The sequence below is a fragment of the Mesorhizobium sp. WSM4311 genome (assembly GCF_002295115.1).
Classification (GTDB): Bacteria; Pseudomonadota; Alphaproteobacteria; order Rhizobiales; family Rhizobiaceae; genus Mesorhizobium.
The window spans coordinates 447,011-462,717 of the sequence record NZ_NSFV01000001.1; the positions used below are offsets into that span (position 1 = coordinate 447,011).

At 64.1% G+C, this 15,707-nt stretch carries 18 protein-coding genes and 1 riboswitch; of the genes, 14 read left to right on the top strand and 4 right to left on the bottom strand.

Features of this window, described 5'->3' with window-relative positions:
- Positions 1-27 precede the first annotated feature (27 nt).
- Positions 28-1,227, top strand: coding sequence for an MFS transporter (locus tag CK226_RS02215; protein ID WP_095787396.1), 1,200 nt, complete (start codon positions 28-30; stop codon positions 1,225-1,227).
- A gap of 3 nt (positions 1,228-1,230) precedes the next feature.
- Here the strand turns inward: CK226_RS02215 and CK226_RS02220 are convergent, their stop codons facing one another.
- Positions 1,231-2,406 (bottom strand): aromatic ring-hydroxylating dioxygenase subunit alpha, encoded by a 1,176-nt coding sequence (locus CK226_RS02220; RefSeq protein ID WP_095790895.1) that lies wholly within the window; start codon positions 2,404-2,406, stop codon positions 1,231-1,233.
- A gap of 131 nt (positions 2,407-2,537) precedes the next feature.
- Positions 2,538-2,736: riboswitch (cobalamin riboswitch) on the top strand.
- Between the two features lie 32 nt (positions 2,737-2,768).
- Between CK226_RS02220 and CK226_RS02225 the strand changes: the two genes are divergently transcribed.
- Genes CK226_RS02225 through cobO form a run of 4 tightly spaced genes read left to right on the top strand, consistent with a single transcriptional unit; the run spans position 2,769 to position 4,885 of the window.
- A complete protein-coding gene (locus CK226_RS02225; RefSeq protein WP_095772995.1) occupies positions 2,769-2,948 on the top strand; it encodes a CbtB domain-containing protein in 180 nt (59 codons plus the stop codon).
- A 15-nt stretch (positions 2,949-2,963) separates the two neighbouring features.
- Positions 2,964-3,761 carry a CbtA family protein gene (locus tag CK226_RS02230; protein WP_095772994.1) on the top strand — a complete coding sequence of 266 codons (798 nt, stop codon included), beginning with the start codon at positions 2,964-2,966 and terminating at the stop codon, positions 3,759-3,761.
- A complete protein-coding gene (cobU, locus tag CK226_RS02235; protein WP_095790896.1) occupies positions 3,754-4,269 on the top strand; it encodes a bifunctional adenosylcobinamide kinase/adenosylcobinamide-phosphate guanylyltransferase in 516 nt (171 codons plus the stop codon). The genes CK226_RS02230 and cobU overlap by 8 nt, the downstream gene beginning before the upstream one ends.
- Before the next feature lies 1 nt (position 4,270).
- Positions 4,271-4,885 carry a cob(I)yrinic acid a,c-diamide adenosyltransferase gene (cobO, locus tag CK226_RS02240; RefSeq protein ID WP_095790897.1) on the top strand — a complete coding sequence of 205 codons (615 nt, stop codon included), beginning with the start codon at positions 4,271-4,273 and terminating at the stop codon, positions 4,883-4,885.
- Here cobO and cbiB read toward each other — a convergent pair.
- Positions 4,882-5,853 (bottom strand): adenosylcobinamide-phosphate synthase CbiB, encoded by a 972-nt coding sequence (cbiB, locus tag CK226_RS02245; RefSeq protein WP_095790898.1) that lies wholly within the window; start codon positions 5,851-5,853, stop codon positions 4,882-4,884. The genes cobO and cbiB overlap by 4 nt on opposite strands.
- Between cbiB and cobD the strand changes: the two genes are divergently transcribed.
- Together cobD and CK226_RS02255 are read left to right on the top strand one after the other, a co-directional pair.
- A complete protein-coding gene (gene cobD / locus CK226_RS02250; protein ID WP_095790899.1) occupies positions 5,852-6,898 on the top strand; it encodes a threonine-phosphate decarboxylase CobD in 1,047 nt (348 codons plus the stop codon). The two genes, cbiB and cobD, sit on opposite strands and share 2 nt — an antisense overlap.
- Positions 6,895-7,404 carry a tyrosine phosphatase family protein gene (locus CK226_RS02255; protein WP_095790900.1) on the top strand — a complete coding sequence of 170 codons (510 nt, stop codon included), beginning with the start codon at positions 6,895-6,897 and terminating at the stop codon, positions 7,402-7,404. Before cobD ends, CK226_RS02255 begins: the two co-directional genes overlap by 4 nt.
- 6 nt (positions 7,405-7,410) lie before the next feature.
- On the opposite strand, the gene CK226_RS02260 is transcribed toward CK226_RS02255, so the two are convergent.
- Together CK226_RS02260 and CK226_RS02265 are read right to left on the bottom strand one after the other, a co-directional pair.
- Complete coding sequence (locus CK226_RS02260; RefSeq protein WP_095790901.1) at positions 7,411-8,214, bottom strand: creatininase family protein; 804 nt, start codon at positions 8,212-8,214, stop codon at positions 7,411-7,413.
- Positions 8,215-8,268: 54 nt separating this feature from the next.
- Positions 8,269-8,652, bottom strand: a complete 384-nt coding sequence (locus CK226_RS02265; protein WP_095790902.1) for a RidA family protein — start codon at positions 8,650-8,652, stop codon at positions 8,269-8,271.
- Between the two features lie 265 nt (positions 8,653-8,917).
- On the opposite strand from CK226_RS02265, the gene CK226_RS02270 reads away from it, so the two are divergent.
- From CK226_RS02270 to CK226_RS02300, 7 genes are read left to right on the top strand one after another with little or no spacing between them, the layout of a single operon-like run.
- The gene (locus CK226_RS02270) at positions 8,918-9,922 is read left to right on the top strand and encodes an ABC transporter substrate-binding protein (protein WP_095773117.1); all 1,005 of its coding nucleotides are present in this window, start codon (positions 8,918-8,920) and stop codon (positions 9,920-9,922) included.
- Between the two features lie 12 nt (positions 9,923-9,934).
- Positions 9,935-10,759: an ABC transporter ATP-binding protein gene (locus CK226_RS02275; protein WP_095787407.1), complete on the top strand. Its 825-nt coding sequence runs from the start codon at positions 9,935-9,937 to the stop codon at positions 10,757-10,759.
- Positions 10,746-11,594 carry an ABC transporter permease gene (locus CK226_RS02280; RefSeq protein ID WP_095772985.1) on the top strand — a complete coding sequence of 283 codons (849 nt, stop codon included), beginning with the start codon at positions 10,746-10,748 and terminating at the stop codon, positions 11,592-11,594. Before CK226_RS02275 ends, CK226_RS02280 begins: the two co-directional genes overlap by 14 nt.
- A 4-nt stretch (positions 11,595-11,598) precedes the next feature.
- Positions 11,599-12,900 (top strand): cytosine deaminase, encoded by a 1,302-nt coding sequence (locus CK226_RS02285; RefSeq protein ID WP_095772984.1) that lies wholly within the window; start codon positions 11,599-11,601, stop codon positions 12,898-12,900.
- Positions 12,900-14,303 carry an FAD-binding oxidoreductase gene (locus CK226_RS02290; RefSeq protein ID WP_095791067.1) on the top strand — a complete coding sequence of 468 codons (1,404 nt, stop codon included), beginning with the start codon at positions 12,900-12,902 and terminating at the stop codon, positions 14,301-14,303. The genes CK226_RS02285 and CK226_RS02290 overlap by 1 nt, the downstream gene beginning before the upstream one ends.
- Before the next feature lie 48 nt (positions 14,304-14,351).
- Positions 14,352-14,933, top strand: a complete 582-nt coding sequence (locus CK226_RS02295; protein WP_095790903.1) for an NAD(P)H-dependent oxidoreductase — start codon at positions 14,352-14,354, stop codon at positions 14,931-14,933.
- Positions 14,933-15,520: an NAD(P)H-dependent oxidoreductase gene (locus tag CK226_RS02300; RefSeq protein WP_095790904.1), complete on the top strand. Its 588-nt coding sequence runs from the start codon at positions 14,933-14,935 to the stop codon at positions 15,518-15,520. The genes CK226_RS02295 and CK226_RS02300 overlap by 1 nt, the downstream gene beginning before the upstream one ends.
- Positions 15,521-15,707: the final 187 nt, after the last annotated feature.

The window sequence follows — 15,707 nt, forward strand, 5'->3', positions numbered from 1 at the left end:
GGCCGGTGATTCTGCTTTGGGGAAGCAATGTCCACCCATGTGCGCCATCCAATCTGGCTCCCGGCCCTCAGGGCCGCGGATGCGCGCACCTTCGCCTCGCTTTATGCGGTCGAATCCTTTGCCCGCGCCACGGTGTCGAGCGTCATCCCGATCCAGGCCTACGAAATCCTGCATAATGAGCAGATCGTCTCGATCCTCTACACCATCGTGGCGCTGCTCGGCCTGTCGGTAACCTTGTTCATGCCGATGCTGATCCGCCGCTTTGCCCGGCGCTGGGTCTACACCGCAGGCGCCTGCCTGCTCGCCATCGGCTCGCTGTTCTTCGTCACCCACACGCTGGCCGGGCAATTGGCCGGGATGCTGTGCCGTGTCATGGGGGCCAGCGCGCTTTCGATCACGCTCAACCTCTACATCATGGACCACATCCGCAAGACCGACTTCATGCAGGCCGAATCGCTGCGCATGGCGTGGTCGATGTTTGCCTGGACCGGTGGGCCGACACTCGGCATCTTCCTCTACACGCGCTTCGGTATCTATGCCGCGCATGGTGCGGTGGCGGTGTTCGCGCTAGCGCTCTTGGCGCTGTTCTGGACCTATCGGCTGGGCGACAATCCGTCGATCCGGCCCGGCAAGACACGGCCGGCCAATCCGCTCGCCAATATCGGCCGCTTCGTCGCGCAGCCCAGATTGAGGCTTGCCTGGCTGATCGCCTTCGGCCGCTCCTGCTTCTGGACGACGTTCTTCGTCTATGGGCCGCTGTTCATGGTGATCACCGGCGAGGGCAAGCTGGCCGGCGGCCTGCTGGTTTCGGCGGGCAACGCATTGCTCTTCATGGCGATCTTCTGGGGCAAGGCCGGAAAACGCTTTGGCGGCCGGCGCACCATGACATTCGCTTATTTCGCCATGTCGGCGATGCTTTTGGCGGCAGGCACGGTCGGAGAGAGCGTCCCGCTGCTCACCGGCGCGTTCCTGCTGTGCGGCGCCTTCTTCACCATAGCGCTCGACGCGCTGGGCTCGACCGCCTTCATGCGTTCGGTGCGCTCCTATGAACGGGCGCAGATGGCGGCGGTCTACCGCACCTATCTCGATTTTTCCGAACTGACGCCGCCGCTGGTCTATTCGGTGGTGCTCGCCTTCTTCGGGCTGGGCTCGGTGTTCGTCACGCTTGGTCTGCTCGCGGCGGTTTGCGGTTTTGTCACGTGGCGATACCTGCCGAAGTCACTGTGAGGATCACGGCTTTGGTGCAAGCGCCGCATGACGCTCGCGCACCCAGTTGTGGAAACGGTGCAGGTCATACTCCTCGGGCATGAGCACGCCGGCATGGTGGCGCATCGAGCGCAGGCCCCTCTGGTTGACCTCGCAGATGGCGGCGTCCTCTTCCAGCACCTGTGTGCCGAAGGCGACGATGTTGTCGATGTCGGTCGCGGCCAGCGCCTCGGGCGCGAACAGCCATTCGGCGACAAGCTCCGTCTGTTCGGGACCGAGCGGCACCAGGCGTACCGTCCTGACATAGTCGACATGGCCGACGATGAACATTGAGGGCAGGCTGGTGGCGTAGGTCTGGCCGGCGACGCGTTCGGCCGGCGTCAACCCGGAGAAGACCGGCCCGTGCGTCTTGCCGTCGCGCGACCAGGTCTCGGCGCCGGCACGCAGGCCTCCGGAAAACTCCGGCGCGTCATTGTCGGCGTGGCGCGTCCATTCGGGATCGTCGTGCCGGCTCATCAGGCCGCGGCCATAGATTGGCACCAGGCGCGACAGGTCCTTGTGGATGCCCGGGCAGTGCAGGCACTCGTTGAAGTTCTCCCAAAAGATCTTCCAGTTGCAGTGCATCACCTTGCGCAGCACATGGCCCGATACCAGCGTTTCCAGCGGCCAGTTGCCGAGATTGCCGGAGGCAGGATCGAAGGATGCCTGCGCGGAGTCCGCCGCACCCTCCTGCAGATTGATGAACACGAAGCCGCGCCACACCGAGAGCGCGACGCGGTAGAGCGGATGGTCGGCCTTGTCGAAGCCGTCCGGCAACGATTTCGACGGCACGCGCACGAGGTCGCCGCGCAGCGAATAGGACCAGGCATGATAGGGGCAGGTGATCAGCCGCGCCTTCAGCCGGCCCTCGCTCTCCTGGCAAAGCTGCGAACCGCGATGCCGGCAGGTGTTGTGGAAGGCGCGCAGGGCGCCGGTGTCGTCGCGCAGCACGATGATGTCCTGCGTGCCGATGCGAAACCTGCGGAAGGCCAGCGGCTGGGCCAGATCGGCCTCGCGGCAGACGAGCAGCCAGTTTTTGTACCAGATGGCGTCGAGGTCGCGCTGGTAGCTCTCACCGTCCCAATAGGCCGACGAGGGCAGGGTCGGCTCGGCCTGGGTCAGGCCATTGTAAGGGGCGCGCTCACCGGCAATGGGCTGCATGGCTGGCTTCCTGTGAAGCGGCCAGCCGACACCCGGTCAGGAGAATTGTCAATTGTCGTGCCTGGAGACGGCATGGCGCAATCGCGCTGTTTGCCGGCGGAATTTGGTTTGCCGCGTGTCGCGATTTTCCCTATAGTCATGCAGTCGTCGGTTCCGTTTTGGAGCCAAGAGGGAATGCGGTGCGGGCGAAATTCTTGCCCAATGCCGTGGCTGCCCCCGCAACTGTGTGCGGTAGTCCTCTCCATATGCCACTGAAGATTCGTCTTCGGGAAGGTGGGGAAGGGCGCTGATCCGTGAGCCAGGAGACCTGCCGACGACGGCAAAACTGACAGGCCCTCGGGTGGAGGGTGAAAGGACAAGATATGAATACCGCTTCCGTCTCCCTCGGCGCTTCCGTCTCCTCGCAGTCGCGCTTCATGCAGCTGGCGCTTGCCGCGCTGCTCGGCACGTTCATCATCGGCTTTGTCGGCTTCTCGCATATCGATGCGGTCCACAATGCGGCTCACGACTATCGCCATTCGATGGGTTTTCCCTGCCACTGACGAAGGCCTGACATCATGAATTTGTTTCGCAACGTCGTGTTCATCGCGGCGATCGCAGGGCTCGTGGGGGGCATTGCGCTCGCCTGCATGCAAGCCTACGCGACCGACCCACTGATCCTGAAGGCGGAAGTCTATGAAAAGGCCGGCGGCGGCCATCACCACGACCACGCCGCTGTTACCACAAACGACAACGCCATGAGCTCGGCCGTTCCGGCTGACAATGCCATGAGCGGCGCGGCCCCGGCTCCTGCGGAAGCGGCCGCCCCGGTCGAGGACGAAGGCTGGGCTCCGGCCGACGGTTTCGAGCGCTTCGCCTTCAATGTCCTTGCCAACATCGTCAGCGGTATCGGTTTTGCGCTGATCCTGGTCGCTGTCTCCGAATTCATGGGCGGTATCGGCAACTGGCGGCAGGGTGTCTTCTGGGGCCTAGCTGGCTTCGCTATATTCACTTTGGCACCTGGGCTCGGCCTACCGCCGAAACTGCCGGCAATGCCTGACGCCGATCTCTTGCAGCGCCAAATCTGGTGGACTTTGACAGTGGTGGCGACTGCCGCCGGCCTTGGGCTCATCGCGTTCCGCAAGTCACTGCCTCTTGCCCTTCTTGGCATTGCTCTTATCGTGGCGCCGCATATCGTTGGCGCGCCGCAACCCGATAGCTTCGTGACGCCAATCCCCGAAGGCTTGCATCACCAGTTCATCGTGGCCTCAACGCTCACCCGTCTAGTGTTCTGGCTGGTGCTCGGCGCTGTCGTCGGCGTTGTGCGCGGACGCTTCACCGGCACCGCGACCAGCCTGCGCGACAGCTTTGCCTGATCGAAGCTCGCTGACCTTCATCATCGGCGGTGCCCGCTCCGGCAAGAGCGCGCACGCCGAAATCCTGGCGACGGCCTTGCCGTCACCGTGGACCTATATCGCCACGGCGCAGGCCTATGACGACGAGATGCGCGAGCGCATCGCGCTGCACCGCTCGCGGCGCGGCGCGGGCTGGATAACAGTCGACGCACCGCTTGACCTTGCCGGCGCGCTTGAGGCCTTGCCCGACAACCTGCCGGTGCTGGTCGACTGCCTGACGCTGTGGCTGACCAATCACATGCTGGCCGATCACGATCTCGAGCTGGAATGCCGGCGGCTGAGGGACGTGCTGTCGCGGCCGCGCGGGCCGTGGTTCGTGGTGTCCAATGAAGTCGGCCAAGGCATCGTGCCCGACAATGCACTGGCGCGCCGTTTTCGCGACGACGCCGGACGGCTCAACCAGCAAGTCGCGGCGATCGCCGACACCGTGCTGCTGATGGTGGCGGGGCTGCCGCTCAAGGTGAAATGACATGACCGACATCGACAATAAGGACGAGGAACGCCATCGCGCCAAGATGGCCAAGCGCAAGGCGGTGCAGGATGCCGAGGTGGCGGCCAAGACGATCGAAAAGGGGCTGCTGATCGTCAACACCGGTCCGGGCAAGGGCAAGACCACGGCTGCCTTCGGCCTGGCGCTCAGAATGCTCGGCTACGGCAAGCGCGTCGGCGTCGTGCAGTTCATCAAGGGCAAATGGCACACCGGCGAGAAGGATGCGTTTGCCGCCTTCGGCGACCGCGTCGTCTGGCACGCGATGGGCGAGGGCTTTACCTGGGAGACGCAGGATCTGAAGCGCGATATCGCTGCCGCCGAGGCTGCCTGGACCAAGGCGCTGGAGTTGATCGCCGATCCCTCGATCAGCCTTGTCGTGCTTGACGAACTCAACATCGCGCTGCGCTATGATTATCTCGATCTCGACAAGGTGGTTGCCGAGCTTAAGGCACGCCGCGAGGGACTGCATGTCGTCGTCACCGGCCGCAACGCCAAGCCGGCACTGGTCGAAGCGGCCGATCTGGTCACCGAGATGGGCGTGACCAAGCATCACTTTTCAGCAGGCGTGAAGGCGCAGCAGGGGATCGAGTTCTAGAACGCAAGAACTATGACCGAAACCACGGCGAACAACGCGATGAGCAAATAGTCGGCGACGCGGTAGAGTTTCAGCGCCCGCCTGATGTCGCCGCTGTCGACGTCGCGGCGGCCGCCTTCGCCCATGAAGACGTCGTCGACCACGATGCCGCCATAGCTGCGCGGCCCGGCAAGCGCCAGGCCGAGCGCGCCTGCCATGGCCGCTTCCGGCCAGCCGGCATTGGGCGAGCGGTGCTTTTTGGCATCGCGCCACACCGCCTGCCAGGCACTGCGGGGATCGGCGTTTTTGACCAGGAAAGCCGCCAGCACGATCAGCAGCGCCGTCAGCCGCGAGGCCGGCAGGTTGATCCAGTCGTCGAAGCGCGCCGCCGCCCAGCCGAAAGCCTCGTGGCGGGGGGTGCGGTGGCCGATCATCGAATCGGCGGTGTTGGCAGCCTTGTAGGCAGCGCCGCCGGCCAGTCCGCCGACACCGGTCCAGAAGGCGGGGGCGACGATGCCGTCGGAAAAATTCTCGGCCAGGCTCTCGATCGCCGCGCGGCAGATGGCGGCGCGGTCGAGCGCTTCGGGATCGCGGCCGACGATGCGCGAGACGGCGACCCGGCCCATGGCGAGGCCGCCCGATTCGAGCGAGTCAGCCACGGCCTCGACATGTTCGTAGAGGCTCTTCTGTGACAGCAGCGATGTCGCCAGAAGCGCGGCAATGAAAAACCCCAGCGGCACGAACCAGAGCAGGACAAGCTGCACGCAAAGGCCGATCACCGCCGGCACCAGCACGATGACCAGCAGCGCCTGGACGCCACGTTGGCGACGCAACGCGTCGGGATCAGTGGCGCGGTTGAGCCTCAAGTCGAGAAAGGATATCAGCCTGCCGAACCACGTCACCGGATGGCCGATGGCGCGGAAGAGCCAGTCCGGGTAACCCAGGACAAATTCGACGGCCAGTGACAGGAAAGCGATCAGGACTGACATGAAGCTTCTTGATGGAGCGGTGGACCATGGTGGGAGTCTTGGCCGGGCGAGGGCGCTTTTCCCCAGCGCTCCTCTGCCGTTCGTCGACCTTTCGACCGGTATCAATCCGCACTCCTACCCGCTTTTCAACCTGCCCGCCACCTCGCTGTCGCGATTGCCGGAAGCGGGGCGGGCGCGGGAGTTGACGGAGATCGCGGCCAGTACCTATAGCGCGCCGTCGCCGGCCAACGTCGTCGCGGCGCCCGGCACACAGATCCTGCTGCCGCGCGTGGCATCGCTGGTGAGACCCGGCAAGGCATTGGTGCTGGGGCCTACCTATGCCGAACATGCGCGAGCCGCGGCGATCGCCGGGCACCAGGTGAGCGAAGTCAGCGATTTTGCCGCGCTGGCGCAGGCCGACCTTGCCATCATCGTCAATCCGAACAACCCGGATGGGCGCGTCGTCGAGCGCGACCGGTTGCTGGCATTGGCCGCCGGGCTGCGCGCCGGAGGCGGGCTGCTGGTCGTTGACGAGGCGTTCATGGATGTCGGCCCGCGCCAGCACAGCCTCGCCGGCGACGTCGATCAGGGCGGCATCGTCGTGCTGCGTTCCTTCGGCAAGTTCTTTGGCCTGGCCGGGCTGCGGCTTGGCTTCGCGCTTTCCGATCGGCCAACGGTGGAATTGCTGCAAAGGCAATTCGGGCCGTGGGCAGTGGCCGGTCCAGCGCTGGATTATGGCATTCGCGCGCTTGCCGATATTGGCTGGCAGGACGCGATGCGGGCATCGCTCGCCGAGGCAGCCGCGCGGCTGGACGCATTGTTCGGCCGTTTCGGCGTGCCGGCCGTGGGCGGCACCACGCTGTTCCGCTATATCGGTCTTCCGGATGCCGCCGGCCTGTTTTCGGCGCTTGGCGAGAGGGGCATTCTGCTTCGCCACTTCAACGACCGGCCATTTGTGTTGCGTGCCGGCCTGCCGGGGAGCGAGGTGGAATGGCAGCGGCTCGAATTCGCCCTTGCCGAATGGGCGGCGCGGCGCGAGGATCAATCGAAGGGCTCGAAGCAATGATCCATGTCTGCTCGCTGGCAAAGGTCGAGGAAACGGTGGCAAGGAGCGGCGCCGACCGCATGCTGTCGCTGCTCGCCGCCGGAACCGAGGTGGTGCGACCGGCCTCGATCGCCCGGGAAAACCATCTGCATGTGGTCATGCACGACATAGCGGTGGCGCAGGACGGCATGACCATGCCTGGCGAGGAGCATGTTCGCGACGTGCTCGATTTCGCGCGCCGCTGGGATCGGGCGAAGCCCATGGTCGTGCATTGCTATGCCGGCATCAGCCGCTCGACCGCTTCGGCCTACATCATCGCCGCCGCTCTGGCGCCGACACGCGACGAGGCCGAACTGGCATGGACGCTGCGGGCGCTGTCGCTCTCGGCGACACCCAATCCACGGCTTATTGCCGTGGCCGACGCGCTGCTGGATCGCAACGGCCGGATGATCGAGGCGATCCAGTCGATCGGGCGCGGCGCCGACGCCTTCGAAGGCACGCCGTTCGCGCTGAAGATCGACGGCTAAAAGCGGCTATCTCAGCCAGTCGGCGAGCTTCGCCTTGCGCACATCCCTGAGCAGGCTGATGAAACCGTCGGCCTGATGCTCTGCCGTCAGCCGGCCTTTTTCCGATGTCGCGATGCCGGCGTCGCCAACCACGCCGTTCGGGTTGAGATCGCCGGCGATCCAGGCAAAGGCATGGGTGCCGGTGTGGCGCAGCAGCGAAAATTCCTTCTCGGCCTTGGCGACGTTGGAAACGAAATTATCGGCCTTGGCCATGTCGACGAGGTCGGGCCGGAAATGCAGCATCAGCGAGGTCTCGACATCGCCGCCATGGATGCCGTGGCGGTCCTCGAGTTCGGTGTACATGCCGGCCGGGCGGCCAAAACGCTGCCAGCTCGTCTTCACCGCCAGCATCTTTTCGCGCACCCGCAATTCACGCGTGATGATGCCCATGATCTCTTCATTGCCGCCATGCGAATTGACGACGATGAGTTTGCGCACCCCGGCGCGCGCGATCGACACGCCAAGCTCGGTCCAGGCCTCGACCAGCGTCGTTGCCGGCAAGGTGAGCGTGCCCGGCGCATGGAGGTGCTCGTTCGACTTGCCCACCGCCTGGACCGGCAGGATGCGGATGTCGAGATCGTCGGGCAGGCGGGCGATCACCGTGTCGAGCATGCCGTTCATGATCGAAGTGTCGGTCGAGACAGGCAGATGCGGTCCATGCTGCTCAATCGCCGCCACCGGCAGAACGGCGATCGTCGCCTCCGGATCGATCGAGGCGTATTCGGTTGTCCGGTAGTCGCCCCACCAGACGCGTCTTTTTGCAGCGGTCATGTCATGCCTCTTCGATGAACGGTGAGACCTAGCGCGGCACAGGCCTGCTGTCGATCACCCAGCCGCGATGACCTCGACCTCGACCTTGAATTCGGGGCGGGCAAAGCCGGAAACGATCATCAGCGTCGAGGCCGGCGCAGGGCTCGAAAACAGCCTGTCGCGGACATCCATATAGGGGCGCAAATAGGCGCGGTCGGTGACATAGGCGTTGATGCGCACGATGTTCCCGAACCCCAGCCCAGCCTCGCCGAGGATTGCCTCGATGTTGCGGAAGCAGAGTTCTGCCTGGGCGCCGGCGTCCTCGGGAATCTGGTCGTCCGCCGTGATCGCCACCTGACCCGAGCACAGCACCAGCCGCTTGCCCGCCGGCACTTCGACGCCGTGGCTATAGCGGGCAAAGGGCGGCTTGATCGACTTCGGGGTGAGGAATCTGAACATGGCAATCTCCTGGATGCCGTCAGCCTAAGGCGGGACGCATCCCAGCTTCAAGATGGCGGTGCATCTTGCCGGTGCGATTGTGGACAGGCGTTCAAAAAATAGGCACGATGCCTTCGGTGCAGCACGACCTTTCCGGCTTTCGCAGATGGCTGTGGTGCAGGCGGGCGGGTTCCGGCGCGTGACGCCGGTGGCATGTGTCTTGCTTCTTGAATCTTTGGTGTCGAGCCTGGCGCGTGGCGCCGGAGCAAACAAAGGGTGGTTGTCGATGTACGCAAAACAGAAGATCTCGGTGGCGGTGGTGGCCTTGCTTGCCGCCAGCACGCTGGGTGCCGCGGCGAATGAAAAAGTCACCTTCGGCACCAACTGGCTAGCCGAGCCGGAACATGGTGGTTACTATCAGGCCGTGGCCGACGGCACCTATGCCGCCTGCGGCCTCGACGTCACCATCATGCAGGGCGGTCCGCAGGTCAGCGGCCGGCCGATGCTTTTGGCCGGCAAGATCGATTTCTACATGGGCGGCAATCTGCTGTCGGCCTTCGATGCCGTCCAGCAAGGCATTCCGATGCGCGTGGTGGCGGCCGATTTCCAGAAGGATCCACAGGTGATCATGTCCCACCCCGGCGAGGGGCTGGACAAGTGGGAGGACCTGAAGAACGCCGACCAGTACATACTGGGTGACGAAGGCGTGCAGACGTTCTTCCAGTGGATGGTCACCGCACTCGGCTTCGACGCCGCCAAGCGCGCGCCCTACACCTACAACACCGCTCCCTTCCTCGCCAACAAGAAGTCGATCCAGCAGGGCTACGTCACCTCGGAGCCGTTCGCGGTGAAGAAGGAAGGCGGCTTCGTGCCGAACCAGTTCCTGCTCGCCGACTATGGCTGGGACACCTACTCGACGACGATCGAGGTGATGCAGGACACGATCGACAAGAAGCCGGAGGTGGTCCAGTGCTTCGTCGATGGCTCGGCCAAGGGCTGGTACAAGTACCTCTACGGCGACAACAAGGCCGCCAACGACATGATCAAGAAAGACAATCCCGACATGAGCGACGAGCAGATCGCTTTCTCGATCGAGCAGATGAAGAAGTTCGGCCTTGCCGATTCCGGCGATACCGAGAAGCTCGGCATCGGCGCCATGACCGACGCGCGCATCAAGAGTTTCTATGACAAGATGGTCAAGGCCAAGGTTACGCCTGAAGGCATCGACATTTCGAAGGCCTATACGCTGGCCTTCGTCAACAAGGGCGTCGGGCTCGACCTGAAGAAATAGGCCAGCCTGACCATGATAGGGGAAAAGGTGGCGCGAGCGCCGGCATCGGACGTCGCTCCGACCTTGCTGGCGCTGCGCGGCGTCGGCAAGGTGTTTTCCAACGGCGTGACGGCGCTGAGCGACGTCGACCTGACAATCCGGGAAGGCGATTTCCTCAGCCTGCTCGGGCCGTCCGGTTGCGGCAAGTCGACGGCGCTGCGACTGATCGCCGGCCTGTCGACGCCGACCTCCGGCGTGCTTGACTGGCGCGGCGGCGGTTCGCTCGACCGCGCCAATATCGGCTTCGTCTTCCAGGAGCCGACGCTGCTGCCCTGGGCCAGCGTCTTCGACAATGTCTGGCTGCCGCTCAGGCTGAAAGGCATTTCCCGCGCCAAGGCCGCCCCGGCGATCACGCAAATGCTGGCGCGGGTGCACCTGACCGGTTTCGAGGACGCCGTGCCGCGCGAACTGTCCGGCGGCATGAAGATGCGCGTCTCGATCGCGCGCGCCATGGTGACCAAGCCGCGTGTGCTGCTGATGGACGAACCGTTCGCAGCACTGGACGAGATCACCCGTTTCAAGCTCAACGACGATCTGCTGGAGCTTTGGCAGGACGAACGCTTCACCGTCGTCTTCGTCACCCACAGCGTCTTCGAAAGTGTGTTTTTATCCAACCGGGTCGTCGTCATGGCGGCGCGGCCGGGCAGGGTGTTCGACGAACTTGCCATCGAGGCGGCCTATCCACGCGACGAGGCATTTCGCACCTCGCCGGACTATGCAGCCCTTTGCCGTCAGGCTTCCGACGTGCTGGTCAATGCCATCAATTCAACAGCGGGCCCGCATCATGACGGTCATTGACGGCACGTTGAAACTCGACCCCGAGGAAGCGCGCCGCGTGCGCCAGGAGCGGCTCGAGCGGGTCGGCCGTTGGGTGCTGCCGCTGGCGATCATGATCCTGGCGATCTGGCTGTGGGACCGCACCTGCGTGTGGAACGAGATCCCGCAATATATCCTGCCGCGCCCCGGCGTGGTGCTGCAGACGCTCCACAACGATGCCGGCCTGCTGTTCTCCTCGCTGCTGGTCACCTTGCGCATCACCTTCCTCAGCCTGGCCTTGGCCGTCATCGGCGGCGTCGGCCTGTCGGTGCTGTTCGCGCAATCGAAATGGGTGGAGATGTCGTTCTTCCCGTTCGCCATCGTGCTGCAGGTGACGCCGATCGTGGCGATCTTTCCGCTGATCAACATCTATGTGAACAACCAGACGACCAAGCTTCTGCTGTGCGCCTGGATCGTCGCCTTCTTCCCGATCCTGTCCAACACCACGCTCGGCCTGAATTCGGTCGACCGCAATCTGCGCGACCTGTTCAAGCTCAATGGCGCGACGCGCTGGCAGCAGTTGCGCTATCTCAGGCTGCCGGCGGCGATGCCGTATTTTCTCGGTGGGCTGAAGATCGCCGGCGGCCTGTCGCTGATCGGCGCCGTGGTGGCCGAGTTCGTTGCCGGCGCCACCGGCCAGTCGTCGGGGCTCGCCTCGCGCATCATCGAGGCCGGTTACCGGCTCAACGCGCCAAGGCTGTTCGCGGCGCTGTTCCTGATCTCACTGACCGGCATCCTGATCTTCCTCGTGCTGTCGCTGATTTCGCATCTCATTTTGCGGCGCTGGCATGAAAGCGCGCTGAAGCAGGAGCGGTAGGACCTTGATTCCGAACTCAGCTTCATACCAGCTCGCCAACGCCCGCCTTCATCGATCGCTGACGTCGGGCCTTGCCGCAACTTACGACAATGACGGTTTCACGCTGGCCGACGTTGCTATTGCAGACGGCAAGATCTCCAGCATTGCGGTGCATGGCAAAGCGAAGGCGCCGACGGAGGCTATCGACCTTGCCGGTCGCATCGTCTTGCCGTGCTTCGTCGACTGCCATACGCATATCGACAAGGGCCATATCTGGCCGCGAAAGCCCAATCCCGACGGCACCTTCATGGGGGCGCTCAACGCCGCCGGCGCCGACCGCGTCGCGCGCTGGAGCGCCGAGGACCTTGCGAAGCGCATGGATTTCTCGCTGCGCTCGGCCTACGCACATGGCACCAAAGCGCTGCGCACCCATCTCGACAGCGTCGCGCCTCAGGAGGAAATCTCCTGGCCGGTGTTCGAGACGATGCGCGAGACATGGCGCGGCCGCATCGAATTGCAGGGCGCCTGCCTGCTCGGCATAGAGGGCGTGCGCGACAAGAAATGGTTCGATAGGCTGGCGAAGCGGGTCGCCGCGGCCAAGGGGGTACTGGGTGTCGTCACCTATATGGTGCCGGATCTGGAGGAACTGCTCGACCATGTCTTCGCGCAAGCGATCAAGCATGGGCTCGATCTTGATTTCCATGCCGATGAGACCGACGACATCGCGGCGATCTCGCTGAAGAAGATCGCCGAGGCCGCACTTTGGAACGGTTTCGAGGGCAAGATCCTTGTCGGCCATTGCTGCTCGCTGGCGCGGCAACCCGACCTCGAGGTGCTGGACACGCTGGACAAGGTGGCGAAGGCCGGACTGGCGGTGGTGTCGCTGCCGATGTGCAATCTCTATCTGCAGGATCGGCGCGGGGACCAGACCACGCCGCGCTGGCGAGGCGTGACGCTGCTGCATGAGATGAAGGCAAGGGGCATTCCTGTCGCCGTCGCTTCCGATAACACGCGCGATCCCTTCTATGCCTATGGCGATCTCGACATGCTGGAGGTCTACCGCATGGCGACGCGCATCCTGCATTTCGATCATCCGGTCGCGGACTGGCCGCAAGCGGTCGCCGCGACGCCGGCCAAGGTGATGCGGCTCGATGGACTTGGCACGCTTGCCGCCGGCGGCGATGCCGATTTCATCCTGTTCAAAGGTCGAAGCTGGACGGAATTGCTGTCACGGCCCGAATCGGATCGCATCGTCGTGCGCGGCGGCCGCGCGATCGAGCGGCAATTGCCCGACTATGCCGAACTCGACGAACTGATGGTGGAATGATGGACGTTTCGGCGCTCAAACGCGATCTCGACGGGATAAAACTCGACGACAATCCGGCCATCGTCCAGCAGAAGAGCCGCGACTTCTACTGGTACAGCCCGGTGCTGAAACAGCAGCTCGACCATGTCACCGGTGACCTGATCGTGACGCCGAAGACCGAGGCCGAGCTGATCCGTGTGCTGGCCGCCTGCCACCGGCATGGCGTGCCGGTGACGCCGCGCGGCAGCGGCACGGGCAATTACGGCCAGGCGATGCCATTGTCGGGCGGCGTGGTGCTCAATCTTGCCGAGATGAACGAGATCAAGTCGATCGCGCCGGGGCGCGTGGTAACCGGGCCGGGCGCGGTGCTGGCCGATATCGACAAGGCCACGCGCGCGCATTCCGGGCAGGAGCTGCGGCTCTCGCCTTCGACCTACAACACTGCCTCGATCGGCGGCTTTATCGCCGGCGGCTCGGGCGGCGTCGGTTCGATCAATTTCGGCGGGTTGCGCGATTTCGGCAATGTGCTGCGCCTGCGCGTGGTGACGATGGAGGCCGAGCCGAAAGTGCTCGAACTCACCGGCGAGGACCTGCACAAGGTCACCCACGCTTACGGCACCAACGGCATCATCACGGAAGTCGAGATGCCGCTGACGGCGGCCTATGAGTGGGTCGACGTCATTGTCGGCTTCGATGCCTTCATGGACGCGGCGCGCTACGGCAATGCGCTGGCCTGCCAGGACGGCATCCTGACCAAGCTGATCACGCCGATCGCCGCCCCGGTGCCGCAGCTCTATTTCAAGCGCCACCAGAAATTTTTCAGGGAAGGCCAAAGCATCTGCGTCGTCATGGTGGCGCAGCATGGGCTGGATGCATTCCTCGCCTTCACCCGGCGCGCCGGCGGCGAGGTGATCTTCAACGCCGCGACCGCGACGCCGGAGGAGAAAAAGGGCCTGCCGCCGGCCTATGAGCTGGCCTGGAACCACACCACGCTGAGGGCACTGCGCGTCGACCCCGACATCACCTATCTGCAGTCGCTTTATCCGTTTCCCAACCAGCTGGCGCTGGTCGAGAAGATGGATGCGATGTTTCCGGGCGAAGTGTACTCGCATCTCGAATTCGTGCGGCTGGACGGCAACATCACCTGTTTCGGCCTGCCGCTGGTAAAATTCACCACCGAGGCGCGGCTGGACGAGATCGTGCGCCTGCACGAGGACAATGGCTGCCCGATCTTCAACCCGCACCGCTACACGCTGGAGGAGGGCGGCATGAAGCAGACGGATGCCGTGCAGCTCGCCTTCAAGCGCGAGACCGATCCGCAAGGCCTGCTCAACCCCGGCAAGATGATCGCCTGGGAAAATCCGGACTATGATTATCGCTCCGGAAGGACCTTCCTGTTCAAGGGGCTGCAGAGGGTGGGATGATGCAATGACGAACGCCTGGCCTCGCCCTGACCTGCGGGATGTTGTCCCGTGAACATCCTCGTACTCTACGCCCACCCGGTCGAGACCAGCTTCAATGCCGGCCTGCACCGGTTGATCGTCGAGCGGCTGACGGCAGCGGGCCATAATGTCGACGACTGCGACCTCTATGCCGAGGATTTCGACCCGCGGCTAGTGCGCCAGGAGAGGCTGGATTATCACAACCAGCGCGGCTCCAAGGACCCGGCGGCGCCCTATGTCGAGCGCCTACTGCGGGCCGAGGCGCTGGTGCTTTCCTATCCGGTCTGGAATTACGGTTTCCCCGCTATCCTGAAAGGTTTTTTCGACCGCGTCTTTCTGCCCGGCGTGTCGTTCAGGCTGGTCGACGGCAAGGTGCAGCCGTCGCTGCACAACATAAGGAAGGTCGCGACCGTCACCACCTATGGCGGCAGCCGGTTCCGCGCCATTGTGATGGGCGATCCGCCCCGCAAGCTGATCAAGCGCATGCTGCGCGCCACCGTAAAGCCCGGCGCGCCGGTGACTTACCTCGCGCATTACGCGATGAACCTGTCGACCGACCAAACACGAAAATCCTTCATGACGAAGGTGGCGGCGAGCATGGATGCATTCTGATGCGGGTCCTCGTGGTCTATTGCCATCCGGTGCCGGAAAGCTTTTGCGCCGCAATCCGCGACACCGCCCTGGATGTGCTCAAGGCAAGGGGCTGGGAGGTGCGGCTGCTCGACCTCTATGCCGAGAAATTCGACCCGGTGATGGGCTGCGACGAGCGGCGCAGCTACAACAATCAGGCGCCGCGGGACCCGGCGCTGAAGCTGCATTTCGAGCTGCTCGCCTGGGCCGAGGCGATCCTGTTCGTCTATCCGACCTGGTGGTACGGGCTGCCGGCGATGCTGAAGGGCTGGCTCGACCGGGTCTGGGCGACGGACGTCGCCTTCAAACTGCCGGCGGGCAAGGGGCGGATCACATCGCTGATGACGCATGTCAGCAAGGTCGGTGTCATTACCACCTGCGGCGCGCCGACCTGGTGGAGCGTTGTGGTCGGCCAGCCTGGACGCAAGACGTTGCTGCGCGGCATGCGGGCGCTGTGCGCGAGACGGTGCAGGACGTTCTTCCTGGCGCATTATCTGATGGACGCCTCGACGCCAAAGACGCGGGCGGCGTTTTTGGCGAAGGTGCGGACGAAGCTGGAGCGGTTTTGAGCGATGCGCGACGTTCCCTTCTCCCCTTGCGGGAGAAGGTGGCCTCGCGAAGCGAGGTCGGATGAGGGGTGCGCGAAGGAACTCTGCTTTGCAGTAATAAGCGCTTGTGATCCTTCGATCTTTTCACGGTGCGCTTCGTCACGCACCCCTCATCCGTGTCGGCGCTGCGCGCCGATCCACCTTCTCC